We start from the raw sequence: 24,870 nt of genomic DNA, 5'->3' as shown, positions 1-24,870 counted from the left end.
TCGGGTGAGCTCGATAGTCATCAGTTCGGGTTGCACCAGCAATCCAATCCCCACGAACTCCATTCTTCTATCGACGCAGCGGCAGTACCGAATCGAAGTTGCCGCGGTTTCCTTCGATCTTCCTCTCTCGCTTGGCGATCTTCTCAACGGCGTCTGCGAGATAATCGGGGTGATGATGGCCGTAGGTGTTGAGCAGAACGTCAAGCGACATGCCTAGGTAGCCCGCTGCCTGCCACGGATCGGCGCCACGCTGCATCAACCAAGTCGCTGCTGTATGCCGAAGCGTATGGGGCGAAATACCCACGCCAAGGCCGGCCAGTCGCACGGCGGTTTTGAAGGCCGTCTTCACTGAGATGACGGGTTTTCCATTGAATTCCACGAAGTGTTTCGCGTGATGATCGATCCGGTGCCAACGCCTGAGATGCGCAAGCAGGCGCGGCGGGATCGGCACTGGCGGTTGCCGCTTGTTGGTCTTTGCGTCGCCCTGGCGGCGCCGATAGTATATACCGCGCTCCAGGTCGACAAACGCGCGGCCGACTGCCGGAATCGGCGAAGCGGCGGCGATAGCGCCGGCTCGCGACCCGCTGTAAACACCAATCAAAATGAACCGTGCCAGGTGCCGTAAGGGCCGCTTTCCGGTCGCGACTTTCTGGCCTTTCAGTGGCCCCCGCGACATCTTCTGCAGCTCGCGGTATCTCCAGCACGTCCAGATCAGCTTTGCGGCATCGGATCTCGTGAGCCACTTATCGCGGGGCTCGCCCTTTGCTGGCAACGTGATCTTGACGATCCCTCGATGATAACCTTCCGCCGCATGATGATTGATAGCTGCGCGTAGGTCTTCAAGATCGCGCCTTGAGCCGCCCTTGTTGCCGCGCTCCTTAGCGTATTGACGGCACTGCTCACCGTCGACCCCGGCTAGCATTTTTGCGCCCCACCAATCGTTCAGGCGCCCAATCCGCCTTGAACTTGCGGATGCCGGGAATCGTCTCTTCATCATCTTCAGCGACCTTGAAGCGATCGCGGAGCTTGGCGAGCTCTGCATCGAGGTAGATCGAGAGCACATCCCCGATCGGGATTGATTCAATGTCTTGGGCCTTGCGCTTGGGGGCGTATTTCGAGGCAATATAATCCTTTAACGCTTGCTCGGCGGCCGTAATTTCATCTGACGCGCAGCCTGTGCTGATATCCAGGCCGTTGTCTCGGATGATCCACGTTGCCCGGTGGGTAATCTTGCCGGCTTTGTCTCGTCGAGCGGCCTTGAGATGGAGCCTGGCACCCTTGCTTCGACGCGGCATAATTCCCTCATTCTCTCTATATAAAAGAGTGTTGTGTAGTCCTTGCCCGCAATGCGCTCGATGATGAGTCGTCCGCGGGCGCTCTCTCTGCGCAGTCCGGAAGCGGTCATCGAACCATCGGGGAATGCCACGGCCGCTGCTACAGCAAGACGGAGTGGATCGTGCAGACCAACGCCCTTCGGGCGCTTTGTTATCTCGATCATGTTAGCCGAATCGCGATCTGCGAGGGACTAACGGTGATCGAGCTTTATGCGGGCGGCATCGACGCGATTCTATTCGTCGGAGGAGTGCGCTTGCCGAGAAGCAAGGGGCAGATGTGGGGATTCGAAATGTGTGGCAACGCTGAGTAACGGCAACGTTCTGCTCAACGCTGCTGCTATTGCGAATCCTTCCGTTGGTGCTATCCGCCTCGAGATCGCCAGTGCCCATTGGCACATACAATCAACGCGCGGGCGATAGCTCAATTGCGACGAGCTGCTGTTTGAGCCGATATGGGCCGGCGCGGAGAAGGCTTGGTGGCGGCCGCGCCAACGTCGTCCTAGGTGCGGGTATCGATCACTTTCGTGATATGCCTCATTTAACTTTCAGTCCAACTGGTCTGTGGTTGCTTCGCTCGCTTGCTCGGTGAACGCACGCAATTTGGACGAAGCGTAATCATAGGCTTCGGGTTGCCGAGCTCCTTGCCAAGGGCTTTCCGGTCGCCGCCGGAGAGCGGCGTCGGGTGATGCTTCGGAGCCATCCGGGGCCGACGCAGGGGGGATCGGTCAAACCGGCCCGAAGGCCGGCCAGCAACCGTCCTCCTCGTGGCGGCCGGTTCGGTTCTGGCATGTGTTGTCCAGCAAACGGTGCCCGACCTCCTTCCAGCTCGCCTGTTGCCCGTAGAGACGGGCGGCATCCGCTTTCTGGATCTCAACAATGCGCTCGCACCTGCGGCAGGAAACCCGCAGGACATGCTGCGGCATCTCACAGAGGCGCTGGCCGGGGCTCGAACGTCCCGAAACCGCGGCCTGGTCATCGGCATCATCGAGGAGGGCATGCCAGTACTCGTCCGGCATGTCGTCCTTGGGACCGAGCGAACGCTCCCTCGCGGCTTTCTTTCCCATTGAGGCGGCTAGCTTTTCCATTTGCTTCGGGGTGGGCATTCGCCAACTCGCAGGCCGATCGTTCATCCCGGAATTAGAACATAAAGAGAACAAAAGTCGAGTCCGACGAAGGGAGGCTGGCCGAATTATTTGCCCCTGACATTGTCGGAACCAGCCGCTTTCGATCGTCTTGAGTCCGAGCCGTCCAACATGGAGTTCTGCGTACACGGCCCCCGTGCCAATTGGAAAGGCTTCCTGCGTCTGTCCCTCGTGACTTGTCCGGTGGCGCTGTACCCAGCGACTTCTGAGTCCGAGAAGATCTCCTTCAATCAGCTCAACCGCCAGACAGGCCACCGCATCAAGTACATCAAGGTGGACCAGGACACGGGCGACGAGGTGCCTAACGAGGACATCGTCAAGGGCTATGAACTGGAGAAGGGCCAGTTCATTGAAGTGACGAAGGAGGAGCTCGAAGAGATCGCGTTGGAATCGACCCGCACGATCGAAATCGATGAGTTCGTCGACAAGTCAGAAATCGACCCGTGCTACCTGATCCGACCCTACTACCTTCGTCCGGACGGCAAGGTCGGCCACGACGCCTTCGCGGTGATCCGCGAGACCATCCGTGAAATGAACAAGGTCGCCATCGGCCGCGTCGTGCTGACCAATCGCGAGCACATCATTGCACTGGAGCCGATGGACAAAGGGCTCGTGGGAACGTTGCTGCGTTACCCCTACGAGGTCCGCAGCGAGCAGGAGTACTTTGACGAAATCCAGGATGTCAAAGTTACCAAAGATATGCTCGACCTCGCCAGGCACATTGTGAACCAGAAGGCAGGCACGTTCGATCCCGAAAAGTTCGAGGATCACTACGAAAGCGCACTGGTCGAATTGATCAACCAGAAGCGGGCCGGAAAGTTGATCCGCCCTAAAGAGCGGCCAAAGGGTGAGAACGTCGTTGATCTGATGGAGGCGCTACGGCAGAGCGTCGGGAGAGAGAAGGCGACGGAGCCTGCAAATGCTCCGAAGAAGTCGGCCAAGAAGCCGCGCAAGGCCGCAAGCGGTCAGAAGGAGATGTTGATGCCTATCGCCGGCAAGAAGCAGGCAAAGGAGGCAGGTGCAAAAAAGCAGCCGGCAAGGTCGCAGCGTCGGTCTGCCTGGCTCGGCCCTAACGTTTGTTGAGTTTCCGAACGACCTCGGCGGGGTCAAAGCCAATGGCTCGCCCCAACTCGATCAGCTCAACGACGTCTATTCGACGTTGCCCAGATTCAAGGTGGGTTACCCAGGATTGGTAGACCCCTAGTTTGTTGGCGAGATCAACCTGACGGAGTCCCGCGCCCTTTCTTAGCTCGACCAACATGGCGGCAAGCTTCTTTTGAATGGGCGAGGTAACCGTCTTGGGCATCTGGCCTCCGGAAGGGGGCCAGACACATAGAACGACTTTTCAGATACCGATAAATTAGGTATTAGCGGAGGGAAGCTTACGTTGACGGAGTTAAGTTATTGGCTCTTGCTGCTCGACAAGCAGTTGAACCCTTTGCCGAACGCGTATGTCTCGGAAATGCGGGAACGGCGGATGATCTTTATCGGTTTGGATACAGAATCAGTGAGACCGGGGCCATTGTCGCGGCGATCGAAATTCCCGCTGAGCTCTTAGAAGAAGCAATTTCATCCAACATGGCGTTGTCGTGCAGGCTTACCCCGGACGGCGATCTGATTCCTGAGTTCTCGTTTGAACGCGGTAGGACTTCTTCGAATGGAGCTCTCATATTGCCGATTGATCAACTCATCCGCGCGACTTTAACCCCGCAAAATCTTCACATGGACGAAGCAACGATCGTGAGCTTGACGACCATGCTTCAAAGACTGGAAGCATCGGTCAACGTCGTAAGAGATGCTCTGGCTCGTTGTACTGATAGAGCGAAAGATCAAAGTTTCGAAAATTGAGTTTCGAAGCACGGCTGAAAAAGAACTGGCCAGGACAGCGTAGTCTCGCGGCTGCTGACGCGCTTTCGTCGGAACGATTGGCCGTACGTACTGGCGCTAGTCAAAGAACGCGCCCCGCTGGACTTGCGGCGATACGTCAACCAGTGGGTGCAAGGGTCATCTCTTGATCGACGCTACGTTCTTGAAGCCGAGCGCCGGCTCCTGTCGTTTCGTATGGCCCATGGCGGCGAACGGACATCCTCGAACAAGCGAAGCAGGTCCTTGTGACCATCGCTTCGGCTATCTGGGTCAGCGCGCGGTCTTGTCGCTCCTCTTCGATCGATAGGCCTCAGCGGCCTCTTCCTTCGACTTTAATGGCTTGGCGTCACGATCGGCGCCACGCCGGTACCACGTATTGAACGATTCTTCATAGACCCGCCCGTGCGCCTGATCGACCGCCGTCGTTTCGAGCGATGCGATCAGTCCTGCGGCCTCGAGTTCGAATCTGGTCTTGTGGTCTTGCTCGGGATTGCTCCTAAGAATGTCGACCCATGACCTGATTTGCGCATTTGCGAAGGATGCGTCCGGGTCATGCGCGAACTCGTTTCGAATCTTTCGGATCGTGTGAAGTGCTGTGCATTCGTCTTCGTTGATCAGATGCAACGCGCGGCAGAGATTGATCTTGCCCGAGAACGTGCCGAGCGGTGGCGAGCTGCCCGCGAAGAGCTCTGTTCGCGCCTTTCCTGGTGCAAGATACGCACAAAGCACAAGTTCCAGCGCGCGGTCCAGCTCAGCTCCGACCAGAACCGCCATGCCACGTTCACTCTCGACGCCGAGCGTCCGTATCAGCTCGTAGTTGCGCTTCCATTCCGGGTCACTATTGATCAGTTCTTGATAGGCATTGGACATGCTCGTCGCCAGGATTGGGTTAGAGGGAGTCCCTGCGCAGGGCGCGATGCTGCAGAATGCCTCACACGCGTCTCAAGGTTTGGGCTCCGGCCGTTTCGCACGCATGTTCTGCGTCAAATATTCGAGTGCGATATTGCCGTCCCAGCCCCGTCGACCGAGGCCTTCAGGCGTCACTTCCGGGACCGGCCACATCACACCTGTAAAGAAATTCTCGATCCCGGCCGCGCCAAGGCGATCGCGGTAGGCGAGGTGCTCGGCATCTGTCTTATCGAACCGCGCGAATGCCGAACACGCGCCCGCCAGAACGTCGCAAATTTGCAACTGCTTCTCCTGCGCGGAATCGCCAAAGCGCGTTTGCGTGACGTTCATCGGAAACCGCGCCACCGTGCCGGGGTTCTCGAACTTGGCCGGCGGCATAGTTTCCGCCGAATAGGCGTCCCATATCCATTTTTGCTTGGACATGTTGGAGGATTGGTCGTGCACGACGCTCCACGGACCACTGTGCCGTTCGGTCCACATATGACCGAGCTGCACGAGGCCGGTCAGCGCGATATCGAGCGCGCGCTCGGGCATACGGCGTACGTGATCGTAGCCGAGGAGCATGAACGACACGGACAGATACCTTAAAAGCTCTTCTCGGGTGGGATCGCCTGTTGCGTGCCGGCGCGCCTTCTCGATCAGGAGCTGGCACTCCGTATATCGTTCCAGGGTTCGCGTACGGAGCATGCGCTGGAAATGTTCAAGGACCTTTCGCCTGAAACCTTTCGACCAGTAGGATTCCAGACAGAAATACAGCATGTTCGCCATACCATGATTTGCGCCGTCCTTATACAAGTTCAAGCCTGCCTCGTAAGCAAGGGGCTCCATCCACCAATCGACGATCAACGTCATCATGGCGAATTCCTTGTGGGCGATCCACGCCCCGGCGCGCAGAGGATCCTGCGCAAGTATCCCGATGAACTCGACGATCCTGTCTTGGTGACGGCCGCCGCGCGCGAGCCGGCTATATTTGAGTTCGGTGCTGCCCAGACCGCCAAAGGTCGAAGCGATGAGTCGATCCGCCTCGTCTTCGCTGAGGTCGTTGGTCGCCTGCAAGAAGATCGGCTGGTCTGCCGCCAGGAGGTCCTCGCCGGTAAAGCCTGTCTCGTCGACGTAATAGGTTCTCATAACCGATCGCTTGCAGTGCCATCTTTCTATCACGGGCCGTGCGGAGGATTTGCCTTGACCGCAAGAGTTTGCGACGGCGCCGCCGCTTAGCTCGGCTTAGGTCCCTCTTATAGGTCGCCATCATCACCGCATCGATCCCAGCCTCCGATTTGTTGCGCTCGGCGAAGTTCTCGTGGTCGTACGTGTAGCTACGGACCGAGATGATCTCAGGGCCCCTGACGGCCCGCGATGTCCAATGCAGCACAGCCGCATCGTCGCCATACCCCGCTTCATGAACCATCGTGGAAATGCATGAAAAATCAAGCCTCACGCCCGCGACTTGTATGGCATCGATATAGAGCGCCTCCATGTTTTCCGGAAGCGCAACCTTGGGCCAGCTTGCCCTGAACCGAAGCGGCTGGATGCTGTTCACGCCCGAGCCTCAGATTATCGCCGGGATTTTAACTGTGTTTATTAGGGGCGCGTGCGAAGAGCCGGCGCGAAGACGGGGCAGTATGTCCGCCTAATGGTTTATTTCAGACGTCGGGCGCTTTGGCGTCCAGCAGCTTCAATGGCCTCGCGCGTGTACTGAGGGCCTTTCTTGCGCGTGTATTGGCGCGCAGCAGGGCAGTGACCGTCAGCTTGCCGTTGATGTCCAGGAGTTGAGCTCGTCCCGCCCGTCTTGCCCTGCCGGATCTACCGTATTGCTCAACACCTGCGGCCACCGCCACGACAGCACGTCGAGCTCCTTTGCTTCCGCCGGCGTCTGATAAAGGCAGCCCTTCACTAAAGGAGTGTCGGCCGGCCCTGCTCGCGGCGCGGGCGCGCATGCTCCGCTGGTAGGCTGCACGTTAGTGACCGCTCGAACCTGTCGCGGCCGGAAGGCCGCGCCGCGGAAATCGCAGCGCTTGAACTGGAGCAACATGCTGCGCTGCAGGCCGTGGCCGGCAAGGCTGGCGTCGCTTTCATGCAGCGATTGCGCGATCGGGCCGAAATGACATCAGACTCCAAGGCGCGGTGGTCATTCCATCCGAATCTCGCCCTAATTCGATCGTAATCAAACGATCGCCGTTGTAGGTCGGGCTGAGCTCAAGCGTGAGATAGTCGAAAAGCTGTCGATCGTGCACCGCGATAATGATCTGGCGCCCATGCTGCTTGAGGGTACGCAGCAAGGCCGCAAATTGGGCAATATGCACGTCATCCATGCTTTGAACTGGGTCATCCAGAACCAACCAAGGCAAGGCTGGAGAGACCGAGAGATGAAGTCCGAGAAAAAGCGTCAGCGCAGCCGTATTGAGGTTGCCGGCACTCAACATAGCTCGCGGATTTCCACCTTTTCCGCCCGATCGATAATGTGTCTCAAGGACAGCTTCGACGGCTCGACCAGGAATGGACGGCAACGCGAAAGCCGGAACGAACGCCTCGTCCGGCGCAAGCCGAATAAAGAGGTCGCGCCACACAGCATTGAGCTCCTTGTTAAATACGCGCCGCGCCTCGTCTGCTCGTACCGCTTGCGCTTGGGCCAAGAGCCCCTTTGCTACGGCAATTCGGCGCTCCGACTCCTGCCGTAGCGCTGTCGTGCGCCGTTCGTCCTCGAACGCTGTCGCCAGGTCGATTGTGGCGTTATCGAGCTCGCGCTGATTTACTTCCAACTTGTCAAGCAGCCGCAGAGCTCGGTCACCCTGATCGCCCGACTTCGCTTCTTGTGCTGAACGATATTGAACCTGCGTGAGTATCTCATCGACAATCTCTTCTAATGGAACATCTGCAGGAAACGGCTGAAGTGACAACCGTTGCCCATAGGAGACGAGCTCCGCCCTCAACCCCGAGATCGAGGAGATCCGGCTTCTTAAAACGGAAAGTCGCTCCGCCGCCTGCTTTGCTTCCTCCCAGAGGCGCCCGCCGTTGCTTGCAGCATCTGCAAGACTATCGAGCGCATTCATCCACTCCGTCAGATCCGCCAATTCAAGTAAGATCGCATCGCGCCTATCATTGGGCAGGCGGCGAGCGAACAGATCCGCTTCTTGCCGCTGTGTCGCTACGACAGCCGCTGCGGTCGTTGCGCGGTCCCTCACCAACGCCTCGACGCGCCCTGCCACCGCCACCAACCGAGCAACTTCCTCGGATACATGAGAAGCTAGTTGTTCTTCGGAGATTTCAGCAAAATTACGAGAGCAGACGGGACATATCTCGTTCTCAATATGAGAGGAAATCGTCGCGAGCGCTTCCGCGAGCGCACGATTTGCACCTCCAGCATCTGCAAGCTGCTCATCGATGAGCTTCAGGCGCCCTTGCCCCTGTTGCACCGACACCTGCGCGCCCGACAACGAGCGAATGATCTCATCGTCGTTAGTCAAAGCCGTTTGAGCGCGACTTAGAGCAGAGCTGACAATTGCCAACGCTTTGGCGTGCGCCGTTGCTGGGCTGACGTCCACAGACACAACATCGGTGAACTTCTTCTGTATGCTTCGCAGCAGCACCTCGAGTTGTTGACCAGCGACGCTGCGCCAACGCGCAAATGCGTCTCGCGTAGCACTGCTCACCTGCTCTGCCGCAATCCGCTCTCCCTCCTCTTCCGACGTGCTGGCCTCAAGTAGCTGAGCCTTCGCCGCCGCAAGGTCTCGTCGAATTCGCGCCAAATCGGCGAGCTTCGTCTCACGCTCCTCGATATCGCTCTTGACGACGGCTCGTAACGCTTCGATGTCAATTGGACCGTCAGCAACAAACTGAGGCCCAAGCAATTCACGGAGATCATTCTCGGTCTTGATCATCTCGTCGCGGCAAGCTTGTTCGATCTCTGTCGCCTCGTCGACGCCCCGCTCCAGCATTGGAGCATCGGCTCGAGCCGCCCAAAAATGCGGCGCGCTTTCCCTGAAACGCCGCACGTCACCAGCGGCATGCAACCCGTCAATGAGGGAATCCAACGCGTCCAATCCGAGCATTTCCTTGACAAACCGAGTGAGAGGCGATGCCGTGTCTCGGTTGTCTTGGTGTTCGTAGATCTCCAACAGGCGCCCTAGAGTGACCTGCGCGAGATAGCATCTTTCAAGGTAGAATCGCGATTGGTCTCCATCCAAAAGCGCGGATCCGACGATCGCTTGTCCGTTGATCTCCAGAGACGCCTCTGTCTTTGATCCAACGCCTTCAGCCTGGATCGATACGCGTCCCAATCCATTCTTGGCCAGCTTGTGCGGCAAGTATGCCATGTAGTCGCGATCGAGGCGTGCGAGCGATGGCACACTGCCGGTTAATGCCAGTTCGATTGACGAAAGCAGGCTCGTCTTGCCGGTACCGTTCGGCCCATGAATAAGCACTGCCGGCGCATCAAGCGAGACCCCGGCTGGCCCGCGGATGCTGCGAAAATCCTCGACCTTTAGAAATTTCAAGCGCGGCGCCACCTATGGCTCCTTTTCAGACAAGAGATCTTCGAGGAAGGGAGCGTCGATCGCGTCTGCCAAATGCGACGCCACCCTCAGCACGCCCGCAGACGCAATTTCGACGAGCTCGAGCGCAAGCGGATCGTCAAAGCCTTCTAGAAGTTTCGCGCGGATCGCGATTGCCCTATCTTCGCTCGCCTTTGGCAAGGTCAACGGCAGCAGTACAGCCAGCCAATTGAACAAGTCCTGTTCGCCGGCTGTCTCTCCCACCGCTAGCACGCGCGCATGGCGAGCCAGTGCGGACAGCGTCGACGATTCCGGCCGCGGCCCAACGACAATAAGCGTCAACGGCCGACGCGAGCCCATCATATCGAGGGCGCGGCCAGCTCCCTCGACGACCTGCTGCAATCGCGCGGGTGTTTGGGCGAGTGAATCTCCGACCACGATAAGATCCGGGATCGGCGGTTCACCCACGAAGGCCGCAGCCGCGTCTATCTCAATTCCACCAATTTTCAAGGGCGTAGGGACGCGCTTGAAGTGCGCCGCTTCAAGCACGCTTGCGACGCGCTCGACGGGAATCGTCGTAGTCATACAGCGATCTCCGCTCGAAGATTCTTCAAAATCTCGTCAAGACTGTTGGAAGCGCCAGACAATCTGGACAAGCTGATCTCCCGCCGCCTCCTTCGCAAAGTCCGACCAGGTGGTGAGGTCGGGTGTCGGGCAGCACGCGCAGGCGCCTCATGGCTATGCAAGATAATAGTATCACTATCCTCTGCCGCGTATCCACCGGCAATCAGTCGGCTCGCCGATTGATTGTTTGCTGCGAAGAAGACTTCTGCAGAGCGCACCGCGCCGGCGAGCCGCAGCGCCCCACCCCCGGGATCGCTCAGGCCGCTCACCCTGCATTCCCAGAATCCCTCCGTCGCTGCGAGTGCCACGAGGGCAATCCCCAGTGCAAGCTCTTGAATCCCCGAACTGGAAAATCCGGGCTCGTGTAGCGATTTCGGGACGCTCGACATCGAGAGCGGACTATACAGCCCAGCGGCCGCATTGATTCGCCGGCCATCCCGAAAAAAGTTCATAGCGCGTCCCGCGAGCGAGAGCGCAGTCACCATGAACTGCTCGTACTGGTCCGGCAAGGCAGTTGCCGCAACCCCATTACGCAAGGTTCTCAACGCCGATCGCAACCGAGACTTCTCCGCGGCCGTCAACCCGGATGCTGATCCTTCAAGGAATGTTTCGAGCTTCGAGCAGACGACATGTAGCCAGAGGGCTGGCAGCAATGATCGACTGTAGGCCCGGAGCAAGGCCGACTTTTCGATTTCCTCGGACTTCGCAACATAGTCTGTCTTATAGAAATTCTGCAGAAGACTGAGCTGATCAGCCCCGACGGAATTTTCTGAAAGAACAACCGCGGGAGGATGAGTTGGGAACGATGCCGGCAGACTCTGCTGCGCGACGACAAAGATGTTTTGAATATTCGTGTCCTGCGCGGACAGCCCCAGCATCAATGTTGATTTTGAAATCGCAAGATCCAGGAGTTTGCCGGCTATGACCTTGTTTTCTGCCTTGTCAGCCCAGCCGTGGATCTGCGAGGCGCGACCAACGATGCGCTCTCGGTATCGCGCCTCGTCCTCGCCTCCGAGGACGGCGCAGCCATGAAATTTGTAGAACCTGGCCCTTGCGCTACTGTCCCTGACGTCCTCGGGTAAAATCCGGACCTGAAGCAACCCCACCGGAGAGCCTGCGATTGCGACAATTGCTTTTTCGATGAGCGCGTCCCAATTGGCGCTAGCAACATCAGATGCGACGCCCTCTGCAATTAAGGCTGCCAAACCGAAATGTTCCGGGCCAGGCGTAATTGAAGGGTCGCCGTAGCGTTCAACGACCTTTACCGCGTCCCAGACAAGATAGTCTGGCAATTCTCCCTGCGGATGCTGGTCTAGCATTCGCGAATAAGCGCCGGTCAAATTCTTCTTGATCCGGCCGAAGATCTTCCAGTCTGTTGCCGACTTGGCGTAGTCAATCTCCTTCCAATCCTCGGGCGAAAGGATCAAGTTAAGAATGCGGTCTAGGCTCCGGCGAAACTTGCAGGCGGCGTTCGTAGAATCAATCCGAATGCGCAAATGCTCGAGCACTTCACCAGCGACGCCCTCAAGACCGGGAAGCTTTCCAAGCGAGACGCCCGCACCGAGCCAAATCGCGTATTGATCATGCGCGATCCCGGCCGCAAACTCAGCGAAATCACCATCCAACAGAGCAAGGGTTTCGACGATCGTTATATCCAGGGCCGTCGGCACGGTCAGATATCCATGTCTCGTGGTCGAGCAAACGCGCATTCCATCATCACCGCTAGATCTCTCCCTCCCGTGCCTGCTTCGTTCATTCGACTACCGCATCAGCTTGGCAACTTACCTCCTTGTTAGCAAACCTTTTTGTCCTTTGAAACTGATCCGGAATTGGCTCCTTGTAACGGCCGACGATTCATCGAGACCTTCGAACCAAACCAGCCAGTGCCCGAGCAGCGCGGACGATAAAAGCGGATCGATCTGAGAACATTTACTCCGCCGAACAATCGTCAATATCTTCCAAAATTGTGCTGCTATTCAGAGAAGCGTCAGACGTCGACGCATTCGTTAATGTTCGGAAGCGACGATTGCCTGGTTCGAGACTCTGAACGCGAGCTTCCATGTTGAAAAGTGATTCGGTCAGGTCGGTATCTAGATTGTCATCAGCACTGCAGAGGCAGGGCCTGAACCGCCTTCGTATTTCACGCAGTCGTAATGAAAACTTGGTCAAATTTGGTCGGGGGACGATCGTAGGTGACTCGCCCGCCGCCCGGCACTGCGTCTCTTTGGCCGTCGCAGCGGTCCTGACTGATGAGGTTCAAGCACAAATTCGATGCGGGTCTATAGGTATGTCTTTCGGTACGGGAAAATGGGCGTTGAATTTCTGAGGTTCATACGTTTCTTGATCAGCTTCTCCGTCGGAGCACCATCCAACCGATGAGTGAACGACGAATACATCCAAGATCAACCAAGTCGGTCCGGCGCCATCAGGTGGATTGCAGTGTGCGAACCCGCGTGCGAACGAAAAGTGCACGTATCTGGTGCGGTTTCTGGTGCGGTCGTCGCGCTGAGGGCAGCGGAGAGCAAGCAAATTATTGATATTCTTGGTGGGCCCGGCAGGACTCGAACCTGCAACCAGACCGTTATGAGCGCACGGGTCGAACACTAAGTAGATGATTTTTCGTCGTTCTTTGTAACGTCGATTCACGAAAATCTGCGTTTGTTCACGGTCAACCGGTCCACCGGCGGTCCACCTAGCTGGCTTTTCGAACAGAAGGTGTACCGACTTTAGCGGCGGACTCCACGCGACTCTTCTGTGTGATCGCAAAGGCTGCGCCGCGCATGTAGTCGGGATGATGGTGGCCATAGGTGTCGATCAGAACCTTCACCGACATGCCGAGGAATCCAGCCGCCTCCCAGGGGTCGGCACCGCGCTGCATAAGCCACGTCGCGGCCGTGTGGCGGAGCGTGTGCGGCGTCACGTTGCCGTCTGTCAGATCGAGGTTGGCAACGTTCACAGCGCGGGCGAAGGCGTTCTTCACCGACTTAACCGGCTGGCCGTGCCACTCGACGAAGCAGTTGGCGATGATCTTCTTCCGCTCCCAGCGCCGCATGTGTGCAAGCAGTCGCGGCGGAAGAGGGGCCGGTGGCTGCCGCTTGTTCGTGGCACGCTTACCGATCTTGAGTCGGTAGAAAATCCCCGCGTTCAGATCGACGAACGCGCGGCCATGTTCGCGGCGCGGCGAGGCTGCTGCAATGGCAGCTGCGCGGGTGCCGGTGTAGAGACCGATAAGAATGAACCGGGCAAGGTGACGAAGGGTATACTTCGTCGTCTGGACCTTTTCCCCCTTGTGTCGCCCGCGGTGAATTGTCTGCACCTCGCGGTGCCGCCAACAAGCCCAAAGCAGCCGAGCAGCTTCGCTCCGGTCGAGCCATCGGTCTCGTGGCGCACCTTTGGGGGGAAGCTTAACCTTGATGACCGCGTGATGCAGGTTCTGGTCGGCATGATGATTGATGGCGGCTCGCAGGTTTTCCAGATCACGACGTGCGCCACCCTGGTTGCCGCGCTTCTTGACGAACTTCTTCGTCAGCGACTCCTGCATCTCGCCCAGCATGTAGAGCCCGAAGAAATCATTCAGCCGGTTGATCGAAGAATCGAATCGCCGCTGCTGTACTTCCTCCTCAAATCCATCCCTGCGATCCGCGTGATAGATCGCAAGCACATCAGCGATAGGAATAAGGTCAACGTCCCGGAGCTTGCGCTCCGGGGCATGCTTTAACGCAATATAGTTCGCTAGGAACTCTTCGGCTTCTTTTGGAGGACGATGTTCAAACGATTTCGCAACGCATCCTGTGGCGATACGCTTCGACCCGTCCTTGACAACCCAATGGGCTTGACGTCCTGCTTGAGCAGGTTTCTTCCAGAGGCGGGGTCCTTTACCGGCGTTCGACATAGTTTTCTCATTTCAGCAATGTTGGTCAGTGTAGTGAACTGCTTACCGGCGATCGTCTCATAAGCGAGACGACCGCGAGCGATTTCACGACGGAGCCCCGAAACCGTGATGCTGCCGTCGGGAAAAGCCAGGCGAGCGGCTACTTCCAGTCTCAATGGTGTGTCCGCCCTAATCAGGCCGACGTCGCTGCAGGGGACGTCGACCGGACTGGGTGGTGAAACCTTCACGGCACCAGCATTCATCAAGCCGCCCTTGGGAATCCGACAGGACCATAAAAGCCTGCTCGATACTTGAGGGTCCAGCCACCCTGCCTCAGTTCGAATTCCGACGGCTGGATAACTTTCAAGTATCCTGCCTTCTGCAATTTCTTCAACGAATGCCTTACCGCGCCGATGGAAAGGTGGCTGTTCTTGCAGATTTCGGAAAGAGACATTGAAGCTACATCAACCCGTCCATCGTGCATCTTGTTCACCAAGACCAAAGCTACCCTCAGGTCATTTTCGTTCAGGCCCGGAGCCACTTTGACTTCCGCCAGCAATGCATTCAGCGCTCTATGGAAGTTGCTTTCAGTAGGATCTTCGGAGAGGCACCTTGGATCGAGAGAAAATACTGGCGGACGTGAGTACATTCAGATCTCCTGCTGCGTGGATGTTTGCTTCTATTAGCATTAAATATCCTGTAATGCAAGCGGCTGCTAATAAACTCGTCTAACGGCTCAAAGTTGACAGGTTCTGGCTCATCGTGATATTTGCATGCAAACTATTAATGCAATCGGACTGCAAAAAATGCCGCGCGGAAGGCCAAAGCCCAATATTAGCAATGAAGGTCTTGCGCGTTGGGTCAGATCGATATTGAGCAGGAAGGGGTGGACGGGCACCGAACTCGCGCGCCGCTCCGGTCTCGCTCCTTCAACTCTCTTGAGAGCGTTGAACAATGCTGACCATCCATTTGTGTTTTCAGCCGCAACGCTGAAGAAAATCGCTGACGCAGCGGGCGAACCGATTCCTGCCGATCTTGCTCAAGCATTTGGACAAAAAGCAACGGACGATCGGCCTCGTGTAATCACCGTGCGAAATGTTTCCTCTCTTCCGGAGTCGCTTCGATCAGCAGCAAACACAGGCAAGCCAGAATCCGTGATTGTCCCCGCGAACTGGCAAGAGGATGAGACGGTGTTCGCCTTTCGGAACCCGGACGGCAAGCTCGGAAATTGGTTTCCTCCTCGAATGCTAATGTTCGCGACCAAAGCTCGCGATCCGATGCGAGGCGATCTAGTGATGGTGACGGAAAAGGGCGGGTGGACAAGAGTGCGGCTCCTGCTCGGGATCAGTGAGGAGGGACTGAGTCTTTCCAGGACAATGCCTGAGAAGGAGGACGAGAAGATCGCTTTCGATGACATCGCAGACATCGCTGTTATCGTGGAAGCTCTCAGGGATTGAGGAGCCATGATGACCTTCGCAGTCTTCGGCGACTTACAGTGGTTCAGCCGATCGAAGTACGATGGCGGCAAGACCGAGAGGAAAATCTTCGATCAGAACGGCTATTGCGCAATCTACTTTGCCGGCAAGGACCGGGCGCTACGACTCGGCTGGACCGGTAGAGACCCCCGCAAGATCGGAGAGCCTGCTCGCATCATTGCTTGGTGCGCAAACGACCAATTCGCGAAGCGCGTTGTCAACGAGGTGTCACAGCTTCTGAACTCTCGCTTGGTCTCCGGCCGCTATGACGTGCCGGTAAACCTCGCGGAGCAGGCAATCTGCGTCGCGGCGAAGAATGTTGATGTTCAGATCGCGAGCCACGAAGCGATGATGCAGCATGTGAAAGGGCTGAGGCATCAGCGCTTAGAAGAGGAACTCAGCAGGGCCGAAGCAGAATTTCGCAATGCAGAGCTTGAGAGGAAGCTTCAGAGCGCTTCGCCAGCCTCACCAGAGGACGGACTATGCAAATTTTTGACGCCGCCCTGAATTTGGAGTAAGAGAAAACATATCGCAGTTTTTGATCAGAGGCCCCGCCCCAGCGGGGCTTTGTCGTGTCCACACCCACGCCTCGGCATCCCCCCGGGGCGTTTTGCTTTGGAGGAACCATGAGCAACCGACTCTTTTACGACCCCAACACCGAACGACCGTACATCGGTGTCAGACTGCCAGCCCAGCAACTGGCTGATCTGGATCGAGCACGTATCGAACTACGCTTGTCCAGATCGGAGTTCTTGCGGCGTGCCATCGCGGCGCAGCTGCAACAGCTTCACGACTTGCCGAAGTAATCACCAAGGAAAAGCCCCCGGCGCAGCAACGCCAAGGGGCTCAAAAAGCGGTTAGAAATCACGAAAACACCATGTCACAAACTTTCCAGAAAACAAGAACAGCAACGACAACACCACGCCGGCCAAGATCATCACGTCACCGAACGGCAAAGAACTGCTGATCACTCCTGGGAACAGATGGAAGTTCAGGAACGCTGTGCAGAGCGACACGAGCGGTCGATATTCGCGGCTCCAGAAGGACATCACGTTTGCCCTCATCGACCTGACGAATGAGGGCTTCGGTGAAGATCGTTCGAAATGGGGATACGCTTATCCGGGCTTTCCGCAACTGGCGGAGAGAGCCGGCTGCTGCTTGCGGTCAGCGAAAAAGAACATAGGCATGATGGAGGACAAGGGGCTCCTGATAGTAAGGCGGTCCGCTGGAAAGCGTGCGTCCGGAAAGAGAGGCAAGGGAGGCGGCGGTGGGCGAGACAATGATAACGAGTATTTCCTAAACGACTGGGAAGTATATGGCCGCGTCGGAAACGGTGAACCGGTCAAATTCACCAAAGAAGGCCTCATATCAGCCGCGTGGATGAATAGGCAGATCAGCGGCGTTGACGATAGCGAGGCCGAAAACGAGTCGGGAGTCCTCGTTAACTTCTGGGAATGGAACAAAGATGAATTCAAGCCGGCGGTTGATATGCACGGTTTCGACGAGAACGAGCTTGACGAAGAAATCGATTTCTTCATCAAGCATCATGGTGGCGAACGAAGGTTGGATTGGAGTCCCGACTGGCTGGCGTGGATCAAGACGCGGGAGGTGCATGCACGCCAGCAAGAGCGCGTTCGCCAACGAATATCCCACGTCGTTATGCGGACCCGGGCGAAGGGGGCCAGCGGGTCATCCTCAGACCATGTAGAGGATGTACCGTTCTGAAAACGGTGCACGCCGTTCCAGAAACGGTGCACGCCGTTCCATGAAACGGTGCACGCCGTTCCTGGAACGGTGCACGCCGTGCACCCGACTCTTCTTATAGACCCTCTTCTTGACCCACCTAAAAGACGCTCATACTCGCTGCGCTCGTTGTAACCGGCTCGATGTTGAAGAGGAGGACGGCAGACTACTAACAGGCCGGCCGGCTGAAACCAAAGGCCGGGATGAGCGTCACCGCCGGCCGCCGGAAATGACGACCAGACACGCAGGTCTCCAGTATCGTTTGGCTGGCGTGTATTCCCAATGGACCGTAGCGAGCCGTACAGAGGCCTACCGGACAGAGTAGCTCTGTGCGACAGCCGCCATCGCTCAGAACGCACCACGAGCCGCGCTACGGTTCTTGAGGCACGTTCGCATGGGAGGCATTGTGAACGTGGGCAAACATGCCAGAGCGGACTCGTCGGTGCACTTTCCGCCGCTCGCTACAACGGCTGAAGGACAGAGAAGCGGATGAGTTCGGCGACTCGCGCTTACGTGAGCATAAAAGACCGAGTTAATTGTCGTTTCAGACGAAATGCGCCAAAACCTTATAAAACAAGGCATTTGATGCCATTCTCAAATTCCCTGAAACTCCCTCGTATACGCTTGCACTCCATCGGCATTTGCATCTCTGCCCGCGAGTCCTTGACAAAATCGAATTTTTATGCTTGAGTATCGGTACGCTGCCAAAACGCCGTCAAGCTGATTACGCTGACGGCGTTTTTGATTCTCACCCCTCACTTCAACCTAGGTCCACCGGACCGCGTCTCTCGCGGTGCCGGCGATTACTGCTGTCTTCAGGAAAGTTCCACATGATTGATCTTGATCAGGCTCGGCTTGAGCCTACCCAAACCATTGGCGTCGTGCTGCCTCGGTCGCTCGCTCACGCAATCGAGCAACGCGCGAAGCTTGAATTGACGGCCAAGTCGGCGTGGATGCGCCGTGTCATTCTGGCTGAACTCAACAGGGATGCCGGTCTGGCATCAGCGCCGGAGTCAGCGTGATGTCCGATCTGGAAGACCTGATCGTCAAGGAAGCGAACCGGCAGGGCCGTAGAGCCAACCAGGACGCCATACGTCAGGCAGGCGTAGACCTTGCTGGTGCTTCGTTGACTAGCCAAGGGCTGATCAATCTGCCGGGTCGTGGCTGCATCAGCCCGGCCGATTTCGTTCGCGACCTGCACAGCCGGATGCCCGAAGCATTCGCCATCGTCACCGATGAGGGCACGTCAGAAGCGACGGCGGGCAACTTGACCAAACGGATGCGCCAGGAAGTCGCCGCCGGCCGTCGCCAGCGAGCGTTACCCAGTGATTGGCTGGCCGTCCGCTCGAAAGCCACAGGCATCACGGCCCAGCACATGGCCGAACGTGAAAGGAATTGGAAATGAAACGACCTGGAATCATTGCACGGCAGCACGCCGCACGGCTGAAGGGGGAACAATACGCAGTCGGAGAAGGCGTCAGGGCGGCCCGTAGCGCAGCCCTGAAGATGTTCGATCTCAAGCGCCGCAAGGCTGAGGTTGACCAGCGAGTGGAGATGGCACGGCTCCGGCTGGAGAACGTTGACGTCTTCGCGCTACGTGCCGAGCTAGAAGCGGCACTAGCCGAACAGGCCGATGTCGACTCGAAGCTGACCGAGCTGCAAGGCGACAACGTCTTGATGGCAGGCTAGGCTGAAACCAGATAGAACGGCGGGCGGCTTCACTCTCGGCATGCCGCCGTTCTTTGGGAGGCGCGAAACGTGATTTTTAGACTCGCCAGATTGCACGCTCTCGCGGCTGTGGCTCTCACGGTCGCGCCTCCCGCCCTTTCCGCCCCGTACTGCCAACCGACCAACGGCCGCGACCAGATCGCCAAAGCCGGCAACACATGTCCGGTTGAGTATCGGGCCTCAGGACAGTGCTGCATCGCGCTCCATGCCGACTCGCCCCGGGCATTTGCCAAGCTTCCCGGCCGCGCTTGTCCGACCGGAACATTCACCAGCGCCACCAGCTATTGCGTCAGCCTACGGTGAGCGACCTGTCCAAGATGTTCTTGACCGTCGTCGGATACCAGTTGCCACCGTTCGCGGTGTGAATGCCTCTTGCGTTGAGCGCGTCCGCGATCTCTCGCAAGGTCTTAGCGCCCGCCTTCCGCACCGCCTCGATGTTCGGGAGGATGTTCGAGGCGAACCGGTCCGCGTCCGCCTTCTTTGCCGCCTTGGCAGCCACGCGGGCCTCTGCCAGCTTGGGGCCGCCAAGCTTGGCTCCACCAGCCTTCTTCGCCTGCAAGGCCTCACGGGTCCGCATTGCGATCATGCTGCGCTCTTTCTCCGCGAGGGCCGCGTAGACGTGCAACATGAACGGGTCCACGTCCTTCCCCAGCTCAGCGACCACGAACGAGACCCGCTGAGCCATCAAGCCGCTCACAAAAGCAACGTCGCGCGACAGCCGGCACAGCTTCGCGACGCAGACCATCGCCTTCGCTCGATGTGCATCCCGAAGGGCAGCCGCGAGCTGAGGCCGGCGCTCCAGAGCGTCGTGACCCTTGCCGGTCTCGGTCTCCTCGCGCCAGCCGACAATCTCGAATCCTTCCGCATCGGCGAAGCGCTGGATGGCCGCGACCTGTGCGGCCTTGCCGAGACCGCTCTTGGCCTGCTTACCGGTGCTGACGCGGACGTAACCAATCATGGGCGCTTTTGCGGTGGCTTCGGTCATCCGAGTACCCAAAATATAAGTTCAGATCGAACGTATTGATCTTATACAGGCCAACCGAGAGCGGCTGCAAGCGGAATCTTCGACCGGTCGGGCTGGCATCAGCAGCCAGCCCTTCCGTGCACCTTGCTAACCGGTGACGATCGTCTCGCCCGTGCTCAACACGACAGCGTCACGGCACCAACGCTCAACTGCATTGGCTTCGCCCGCGTCCAAGATGGTGTCGCCTTCGACCAGGGCGAAGGGAGAGCCCATGCCTTGCCTCTCGGCTTGGCGCAGCTTGCTGATGCGGCGGTGCGCCTGGGCACACCCGAAGCGGCGCGGTGCGGCCGTGAACGTCACATGGTGGTTCGTGCTCATGACAATGATCCTTCGTTCGCCATGCCGGGGATGGCCATGGCGTTGTGCATGCTTGTGCGTTGAAGATCGTTGCGTTGAGCACGGTCCCGCAGATGCGGAGCGCACGGGTCGATTGATCGACTTGTCGGCATTGTACTCGCCCCGATCACGGCCGGTCAAATAGTTGGCTGGCGGGAGCATCATCACCATCGCCATCGTCGTCCTCGCACTCGCACGGGCCGCAGAGGTTTCCCAGCAGTGAAATCGATGGTGCACGTTGGAGGCGAGTTTTTTATTGAACTACCGGTGGCAGTACCGGCCAAGTCATCCAATTTTTCGACCGCCGGAAGCAAAACCCTTTTCGGCCCCCTCCGGCCCCTTCGATGTACCCCCGCCTTACGGGTGGTCATGCGCATGCGCGCCAAAATCCCATACGGCTTCGGATTCGGCGTCAGCGTTTTCATTCGTCCATCGCCGCGCGCTCTGAAAAGAGGCCTTTTCTCAAGCGCCGGCACACGATCACCGCGCTTTGGCAGCGCGCTCCACCATCAAGGAAAAGCAAATGTCTGAAAATCTCAACGTCCGCGCCACACTGGTCGCGACCAACGAAATGTCTCCGGCGATCCGGCGGGTCATCGCAGATATTGAAAAACTAAAATCTGCCGCCAAGGGTTTCAGCACATCCTTCGCCAACGTCGGCCGCGCCGGCATGGCGTCGATGGACGGTTTCGACCGAACGATCAAAGCCGCCGCAGCACAGATGCGAGGTCTCAGCAACGTCAGCAAGTCCAGCGCCCGAGACTATGCAGCCGATTGGGATCGCGCAACCAGCAAGCGCCTGAGTGATGCGCGGCGCATGTACCAGAGTCTTGAGAAGATGGAGGCCGGATATCAGAGCCAGCTTGAACGCCGTATGGCCGCAGAACGCCGTGCATCCATCGCCAGTGCGTCAGCGTCCAGAGGTGCTGGCCGAGTGCCTGCACCAAGCATCCGCAGCATGGCCATCGGTGCCGGCATTGCAGGTGCTGGCGTTGGCAGCGCCCTTAAAAAGCGGATGGAAGTTCAAGCCGCGGAAGTCCGGGCGCAGATGTTCGGCGATCTCACGGCCGCGGACGTTGCGTCCCTGCGAAAGGGCTTCGCTGACAAGGCCGGCATCAAATTCGGCGTCGGCACCACCAAGGTTATCGACGTGGCAGTCGAAGGGCTCAAGGCCGGTATTGCCAAGGACGTGGCCGGTGAGTTTGCTGACCTTGCGCTGAAGGCGCAGGCCGGTCTCGACGTTGACACGCAGGGCGTCGGAAAGTTGCTTGGCCGCCTCGCAACTCAGATGCCATGGTCGAAAGATCGCTTCAGCAAAATCTTGAACGCGGTCGCCGTTTCGAACAATGCCACCGCAGCGGACGGCGATGAGATCATCGAAGCAATGCGGCGCAGTCTATCGGCGCTCGCGACCACGAAGATGACGCCGGAGCAACTTGCAGCACTCGATGCTACCGGCATCAGCCTGGGCGTCCAACCCTTCAAGATGGGCACGTTCGTTTCGTTCCTGACTTCTCAGATTGCGGGCGCAAGTTCCGCGCGTGGTCAGCAAGCGAACGACCTTTCATCTGCTGCCAATGCACTCGGATTTGGTGGTCGGCGCGCCATGTCGGAAGCCATGCGAGCCCGGCCGATGGAAGCGATTTCCAAAATTCTCGACAACCTCGCGAAGATGCCGGAGGCGCTGAGAACCAAGGTAGCCAAGCAAATCGGCGGCCGCGAGTGGATGGACGAATTGCTGACTCTCGTTCTCGGCCGCGACAAGCTGAAGGACGTTCTGAAGGACATCGAAGGCAAGCCCGGCTTTTTGGACAAGACGGCTCTGCAAAAAATCCGATCGATGCAGGGCAGATGGGCGTCAATCGCCGCTGCGTTCGGCCTTGTCTGGGAAAAGGTCGGCGCCGGTTTCGAAAAATGGTTTGACCAGATTTCTGATGCCTTCATTGGCCTCGCCGACTCCTTCAACTTCGACTCGATCAAGCAGCACGTTGATGCGCTGGTCGATGGACTACGCGAGGGCTTCGGCTTGAAGGAATGGGGCGAGGCGATCACCTCGCTTGCCAGGAATTTCAGCGCCAGCACCATCGCGAAGTGGCGGGAGTTCGGCAAGGGCTTCGCGGAGGGTATTCGCGAATTTGCGAGCGGACTCAAGACCGCCTTCTCAGCGCTCGGATTCCTTGCTGGGAAAAATCCGGCAGATGCGAAGGAGATGGGCAACCTGGTTGCGAAGCTGACCGGCCTCACCGTCGCTCTGGCGGTCCTGTCGCCGCTTCTGTCCGTTCTGTCGGCGATCACGCTTGGCCTAACCGGGCTTGGCGCCGCGCTCGGTCTAATCGGCCGCAGCGCAGTTGCGATGCGGGTCCTCGCGTTCCTCGCAAGGTTCACCAATCCTGCGGTTGCAGCAGCAGCGATGGGAGACGGCCGCCCCGATAACCACTTTGAAGATCTGAAGGGGCTGCAGGATGCCTATAGAGAGGAGCGGGAGAAGAATAAGGCGCTTGGTCTTGATCGCGAAACGAGGCAGAAGCTCAGGCGCTTGAAAAACTACAAGCCGTCCGGTGATCCGATGTTCCAACCGACCGGATACACCGCCGGTCAAGACCTTGCCGACAACCTGAAAAAGTTCACGGGAAAGGTCGAGCGCGCGGCCTTCATCAACGGAGGTAACCACGTAACGAGAGCGCTCTACACAGGTGGAAGCTACAGCCTGATGAGCGCGGGTGCCCGTGGCCGTGGAGCGCGTAGCTTCATGGGTGGCGTCCCCGGCCTGCTCACCAACAAGCCGGGGACTGCGCTTCCCGGTTCGATCCTCGGCAGCGGCGGCATCATCAAGCGGTCCAGCATTCCGAATTTCAGCGGTACTGGTGGCAGCATGGCTGACGGCCTCAGCCGCTCGGCTTTCGAACGCAAGTTCGCCAACACTCCGCTGGCGGGCAAGTACGATCAGATCATCGCCGCAGCCAAGGCGAACAACATCTCGCCTTCGTTGCTTGCCGGAGTCATCGCGCATGAGACCGGAAACGGTGTCGTGCTGTCCGGTAATAACCCGGGTGGCATCATGGATCCGGCAACGGGCTTCGCTAAGAAGATGAAATTTGCTGGCCTCGACGACGGCATCAGCAAGACCGCGCAGACGGTGGCGAAGAACTACCGGCGGGCTGGTGGCGATCTCGATAAGATGGGCGGCTTCTATGCACCGAGGGGCGCAGCCAACGACCCGAACGGACTGAACGGCGGATGGCCGGCTGGTGTTCGGAAGAACATGGATCAGCTGTCGGGCTCGTCAACTGGATCAGCCGGGAGCGGAGACGCTCTCTCGTGGACCGACAAGTTCATGGGCATGAACGAGTACTCCGACACGAAGGTGCTGGCAGCAGCGCTCGGCGGTGACGTTCGGGGCAAGTCCAATGCCTGGTGCGCCAGGTTCGTCAACAAGGCTCTCGAGTCTGCTGGCGGGAATGGCACCGGCAGCGCGGTCGCGAACAGCTTCCAGCGTTGGGGCTCCGCGGTTGACCCGTCCAAGGTCTCCCGTAACGACGTCCTGCTCCAGACGAAGGGGCTCGGCTACAACCAGCCTGGTGGCCACGTCGGTCTGGCGACCGGCGAGACGCGGATGCAAAACGGCAAGCTTCAGCTGAAGATGCGTGCCGGCAACGACAACGACTCGGTGCGCGAGCACTGGATCGATGCGGACAAGAACCTGATGGTCCGCCGCGGCAACAACCCCCTCACGGGCAACGTGCCGGCCGGCGTCACCAGCCAGGTGCCTCCGTCGAGCATGATCCAGACTGTGCCGAACGTTCCGCCTCCGTCTCCGGGCATTGGTGGTGGCATGATGCGCGGCGGCTTCGGTCCGACGCAGATCCACATCAACGGCAACAGCCACGATCCGGAAGCGCTGGCAACGCTGGTGCAGCGTCGCGTCGACGAGTCCATGAACTGGCGCGTGCACGACACGCCCTCGGAGTACACCTGAAGGGAGGATCCTGGCTGAACTCCAGTTGGCGTAGTAGCAAACGACCTTGCTCCTCTACAAATGGAGAAGCTAACAGAACGCGGGCCGTAGCGCTTTGTGATCAGATCGAAGCCTTGCTTCGCAATTTACTTGAAGAGGAAGGGGGATCGTTGTTCGCGAGAGCACTTCGCGCCTAACGCGCGGCGCCGGAGATCCTCCCCTTCCAGGCGTGCAATCAAGGGCTACCGTGAACGTGGCGGCGAATACGCCGGACGTTCGAGAAGTCAGGAGAGTTATCTAGGACACGATATCGCTAAGAATGACGCATTGCTTCCCATCTCGGTGAAGCAAGTGCCGGCCACAGTGCCGTTTA

25 protein-coding genes are annotated in these 24,870 nt (G+C 58.3%); 11 read left to right on the top strand and 14 right to left on the bottom strand.

Features of this window, described 5'->3' with window-relative positions; translation table 11 throughout:
* Window positions 1-67 precede the first annotated feature (67 nt).
* Both BJ6T_RS39500 and BJ6T_RS48970 read right to left on the bottom strand, forming a co-directional pair.
* Window positions 68-922, bottom strand: coding sequence for a site-specific integrase (locus tag BJ6T_RS39500; protein WP_011084400.1), 855 nt, complete (start codon window positions 920-922; stop codon window positions 68-70).
* The gene (locus tag BJ6T_RS48970; protein ID WP_011084401.1) at window positions 900-1,295 is read right to left on the bottom strand and encodes a hypothetical protein; all 396 of its coding nucleotides are present in this window, start codon (window positions 1,293-1,295) and stop codon (window positions 900-902) included. The genes BJ6T_RS39500 and BJ6T_RS48970 overlap by 23 nt, the downstream gene beginning before the upstream one ends.
* Window positions 1,296-1,456: 161 nt before the next feature.
* Here BJ6T_RS48970 and BJ6T_RS47825 point away from each other — a divergent pair, with 161 nt between their 5' ends.
* Window positions 1,457-1,645: a hypothetical protein gene (locus tag BJ6T_RS47825; RefSeq protein ID WP_028170338.1), complete on the top strand. Its 189-nt coding sequence runs from the start codon at window positions 1,457-1,459 to the stop codon at window positions 1,643-1,645.
* A 414-nt stretch (window positions 1,646-2,059) separates the two neighbouring features.
* On the opposite strand, the gene BJ6T_RS39490 is transcribed toward BJ6T_RS47825, so the two are convergent.
* Window positions 2,060-2,464 carry a hypothetical protein gene (locus tag BJ6T_RS39490; protein WP_161170732.1) on the bottom strand — a complete coding sequence of 135 codons (405 nt, stop codon included), beginning with the start codon at window positions 2,462-2,464 and terminating at the stop codon, window positions 2,060-2,062.
* Window positions 2,465-2,587: 123 nt separating this feature from the next.
* On the opposite strand from BJ6T_RS39490, the gene ku reads away from it, so the two are divergent.
* Window positions 2,588-3,559, top strand: a complete 972-nt coding sequence (gene ku / locus BJ6T_RS39485) for a non-homologous end joining protein Ku (RefSeq protein WP_014498102.1) — start codon at window positions 2,588-2,590, stop codon at window positions 3,557-3,559.
* Here the strand turns inward: ku and BJ6T_RS39480 are convergent.
* Complete coding sequence (locus BJ6T_RS39480) at window positions 3,546-3,782, bottom strand: helix-turn-helix domain-containing protein (RefSeq protein WP_011084405.1); 237 nt, start codon at window positions 3,780-3,782, stop codon at window positions 3,546-3,548. The genes ku and BJ6T_RS39480 overlap by 14 nt on opposite strands.
* 98 nt (window positions 3,783-3,880) lie before the next feature.
* Here BJ6T_RS39480 and BJ6T_RS47820 point away from each other — a divergent pair, with 98 nt between their 5' ends.
* On the top strand, window positions 3,881-4,324 hold the full coding sequence (locus BJ6T_RS47820) for a hypothetical protein (protein WP_014498101.1): 444 nt from the start codon (window positions 3,881-3,883) through the stop codon (window positions 4,322-4,324).
* A 288-nt stretch (window positions 4,325-4,612) separates the two neighbouring features.
* Here BJ6T_RS47820 and BJ6T_RS39475 read toward each other — a convergent pair whose 3' ends face one another.
* The 7 genes from BJ6T_RS39475 to BJ6T_RS39445 form a co-directional block, all read right to left on the bottom strand.
* The gene (locus BJ6T_RS39475) at window positions 4,613-5,212 is read right to left on the bottom strand and encodes a hypothetical protein (RefSeq protein ID WP_011084407.1); all 600 of its coding nucleotides are present in this window, start codon (window positions 5,210-5,212) and stop codon (window positions 4,613-4,615) included.
* Between the two features lie 72 nt (window positions 5,213-5,284).
* A complete protein-coding gene (locus tag BJ6T_RS39470) occupies window positions 5,285-6,379 on the bottom strand; it encodes a DUF3800 domain-containing protein (RefSeq protein WP_014498100.1) in 1,095 nt (364 codons plus the stop codon).
* A 944-nt stretch (window positions 6,380-7,323) separates the two neighbouring features.
* A complete protein-coding gene (locus tag BJ6T_RS39465; protein WP_202557266.1) occupies window positions 7,324-9,744 on the bottom strand; it encodes an AAA family ATPase in 2,421 nt (806 codons plus the stop codon).
* A 12-nt stretch (window positions 9,745-9,756) separates the two neighbouring features.
* Window positions 9,757-10,326, bottom strand: a complete 570-nt coding sequence (locus tag BJ6T_RS39460; protein ID WP_011084410.1) for a hypothetical protein — start codon at window positions 10,324-10,326, stop codon at window positions 9,757-9,759.
* A complete protein-coding gene (locus BJ6T_RS39455; RefSeq protein WP_014498099.1) occupies window positions 10,323-12,035 on the bottom strand; it encodes an SIR2 family protein in 1,713 nt (570 codons plus the stop codon). The genes BJ6T_RS39460 and BJ6T_RS39455 overlap by 4 nt, the downstream gene beginning before the upstream one ends.
* Window positions 12,036-13,057: 1,022 nt before the next feature.
* The gene (locus BJ6T_RS39450) at window positions 13,058-14,257 is read right to left on the bottom strand and encodes a tyrosine-type recombinase/integrase (RefSeq protein WP_014498098.1); all 1,200 of its coding nucleotides are present in this window, start codon (window positions 14,255-14,257) and stop codon (window positions 13,058-13,060) included.
* A 241-nt stretch (window positions 14,258-14,498) separates the two neighbouring features.
* Window positions 14,499-14,885 carry a winged helix-turn-helix domain-containing protein gene (locus BJ6T_RS39445; protein WP_014498097.1) on the bottom strand — a complete coding sequence of 129 codons (387 nt, stop codon included), beginning with the start codon at window positions 14,883-14,885 and terminating at the stop codon, window positions 14,499-14,501.
* 124 nt (window positions 14,886-15,009) lie between these two features.
* Between BJ6T_RS39445 and BJ6T_RS46660 the strand changes: the two genes are divergently transcribed.
* From BJ6T_RS46660 to BJ6T_RS49785, 3 genes are all read left to right on the top strand, one after another.
* The gene (locus BJ6T_RS46660) at window positions 15,010-15,693 is read left to right on the top strand and encodes a helix-turn-helix domain-containing protein (RefSeq protein WP_141379041.1); all 684 of its coding nucleotides are present in this window, start codon (window positions 15,010-15,012) and stop codon (window positions 15,691-15,693) included.
* Window positions 15,694-15,699: 6 nt separating this feature from the next.
* On the top strand, window positions 15,700-16,218 hold the full coding sequence (locus BJ6T_RS39435; protein WP_014498095.1) for a hypothetical protein: 519 nt from the start codon (window positions 15,700-15,702) through the stop codon (window positions 16,216-16,218).
* A 119-nt stretch (window positions 16,219-16,337) separates the two neighbouring features.
* Complete coding sequence (locus tag BJ6T_RS49785) at window positions 16,338-16,517, top strand: ribbon-helix-helix protein, CopG family (protein ID WP_028170336.1); 180 nt, start codon at window positions 16,338-16,340, stop codon at window positions 16,515-16,517.
* Between the two features lie 51 nt (window positions 16,518-16,568).
* Here the strand turns inward: BJ6T_RS49785 and BJ6T_RS46655 are convergent, their stop codons facing one another.
* Window positions 16,569-16,763, bottom strand: coding sequence for a hypothetical protein (locus BJ6T_RS46655; protein WP_144038031.1), 195 nt, complete (start codon window positions 16,761-16,763; stop codon window positions 16,569-16,571).
* A 133-nt stretch (window positions 16,764-16,896) separates the two neighbouring features.
* Here BJ6T_RS46655 and BJ6T_RS39425 point away from each other — a divergent pair, with 133 nt between their 5' ends.
* The 4 genes from BJ6T_RS39425 (at window position 16,897) to BJ6T_RS39410 (ending at window position 19,143) form a co-directional block, all read left to right on the top strand.
* Window positions 16,897-17,436: a hypothetical protein gene (locus tag BJ6T_RS39425; RefSeq protein ID WP_144038030.1), complete on the top strand. Its 540-nt coding sequence runs from the start codon at window positions 16,897-16,899 to the stop codon at window positions 17,434-17,436.
* Window positions 17,437-18,284: 848 nt separating this feature from the next.
* Entirely contained in the window at window positions 18,285-18,476 is a 192-nt protein-coding gene (locus tag BJ6T_RS39420) for a hypothetical protein (protein WP_014498093.1), read from the top strand.
* Window positions 18,476-18,859 carry a hypothetical protein gene (locus tag BJ6T_RS39415; RefSeq protein WP_014498092.1) on the top strand — a complete coding sequence of 128 codons (384 nt, stop codon included), beginning with the start codon at window positions 18,476-18,478 and terminating at the stop codon, window positions 18,857-18,859. The genes BJ6T_RS39420 and BJ6T_RS39415 overlap by 1 nt, the downstream gene beginning before the upstream one ends.
* Window positions 18,856-19,143, top strand: a complete 288-nt coding sequence (locus BJ6T_RS39410) for a hypothetical protein (RefSeq protein ID WP_014498091.1) — start codon at window positions 18,856-18,858, stop codon at window positions 19,141-19,143. Before BJ6T_RS39415 ends, BJ6T_RS39410 begins: the two co-directional genes overlap by 4 nt.
* 328 nt (window positions 19,144-19,471) lie before the next feature.
* Here BJ6T_RS39410 and BJ6T_RS39405 read toward each other — a convergent pair whose 3' ends face one another.
* On the bottom strand, window positions 19,472-20,167 hold the full coding sequence (locus tag BJ6T_RS39405) for a recombinase family protein (RefSeq protein ID WP_014498089.1): 696 nt from the start codon (window positions 20,165-20,167) through the stop codon (window positions 19,472-19,474).
* A gap of 126 nt (window positions 20,168-20,293) precedes the next feature.
* Window positions 20,294-20,719: a hypothetical protein gene (locus BJ6T_RS46650; protein ID WP_141379043.1), complete on the bottom strand. Its 426-nt coding sequence runs from the start codon at window positions 20,717-20,719 to the stop codon at window positions 20,294-20,296.
* Between the two features lie 346 nt (window positions 20,720-21,065).
* Between BJ6T_RS46650 and BJ6T_RS42770 the strand changes: the two genes are divergently transcribed.
* Window positions 21,066-24,518, top strand: a complete 3,453-nt coding sequence (locus tag BJ6T_RS42770) for a phage tail tape measure protein (protein ID WP_014498087.1) — start codon at window positions 21,066-21,068, stop codon at window positions 24,516-24,518.
* Window positions 24,519-24,870 lie beyond the last annotated feature (352 nt).

The organism is Bradyrhizobium japonicum USDA 6, from assembly GCF_000284375.1.
GTDB lineage: Bacteria > Pseudomonadota > Alphaproteobacteria > Rhizobiales > Xanthobacteraceae > Bradyrhizobium > Bradyrhizobium japonicum.
Note: the sequence above shows the minus strand (reverse complement) of the source record. Positions and strands in the feature narration are given on the sequence as shown.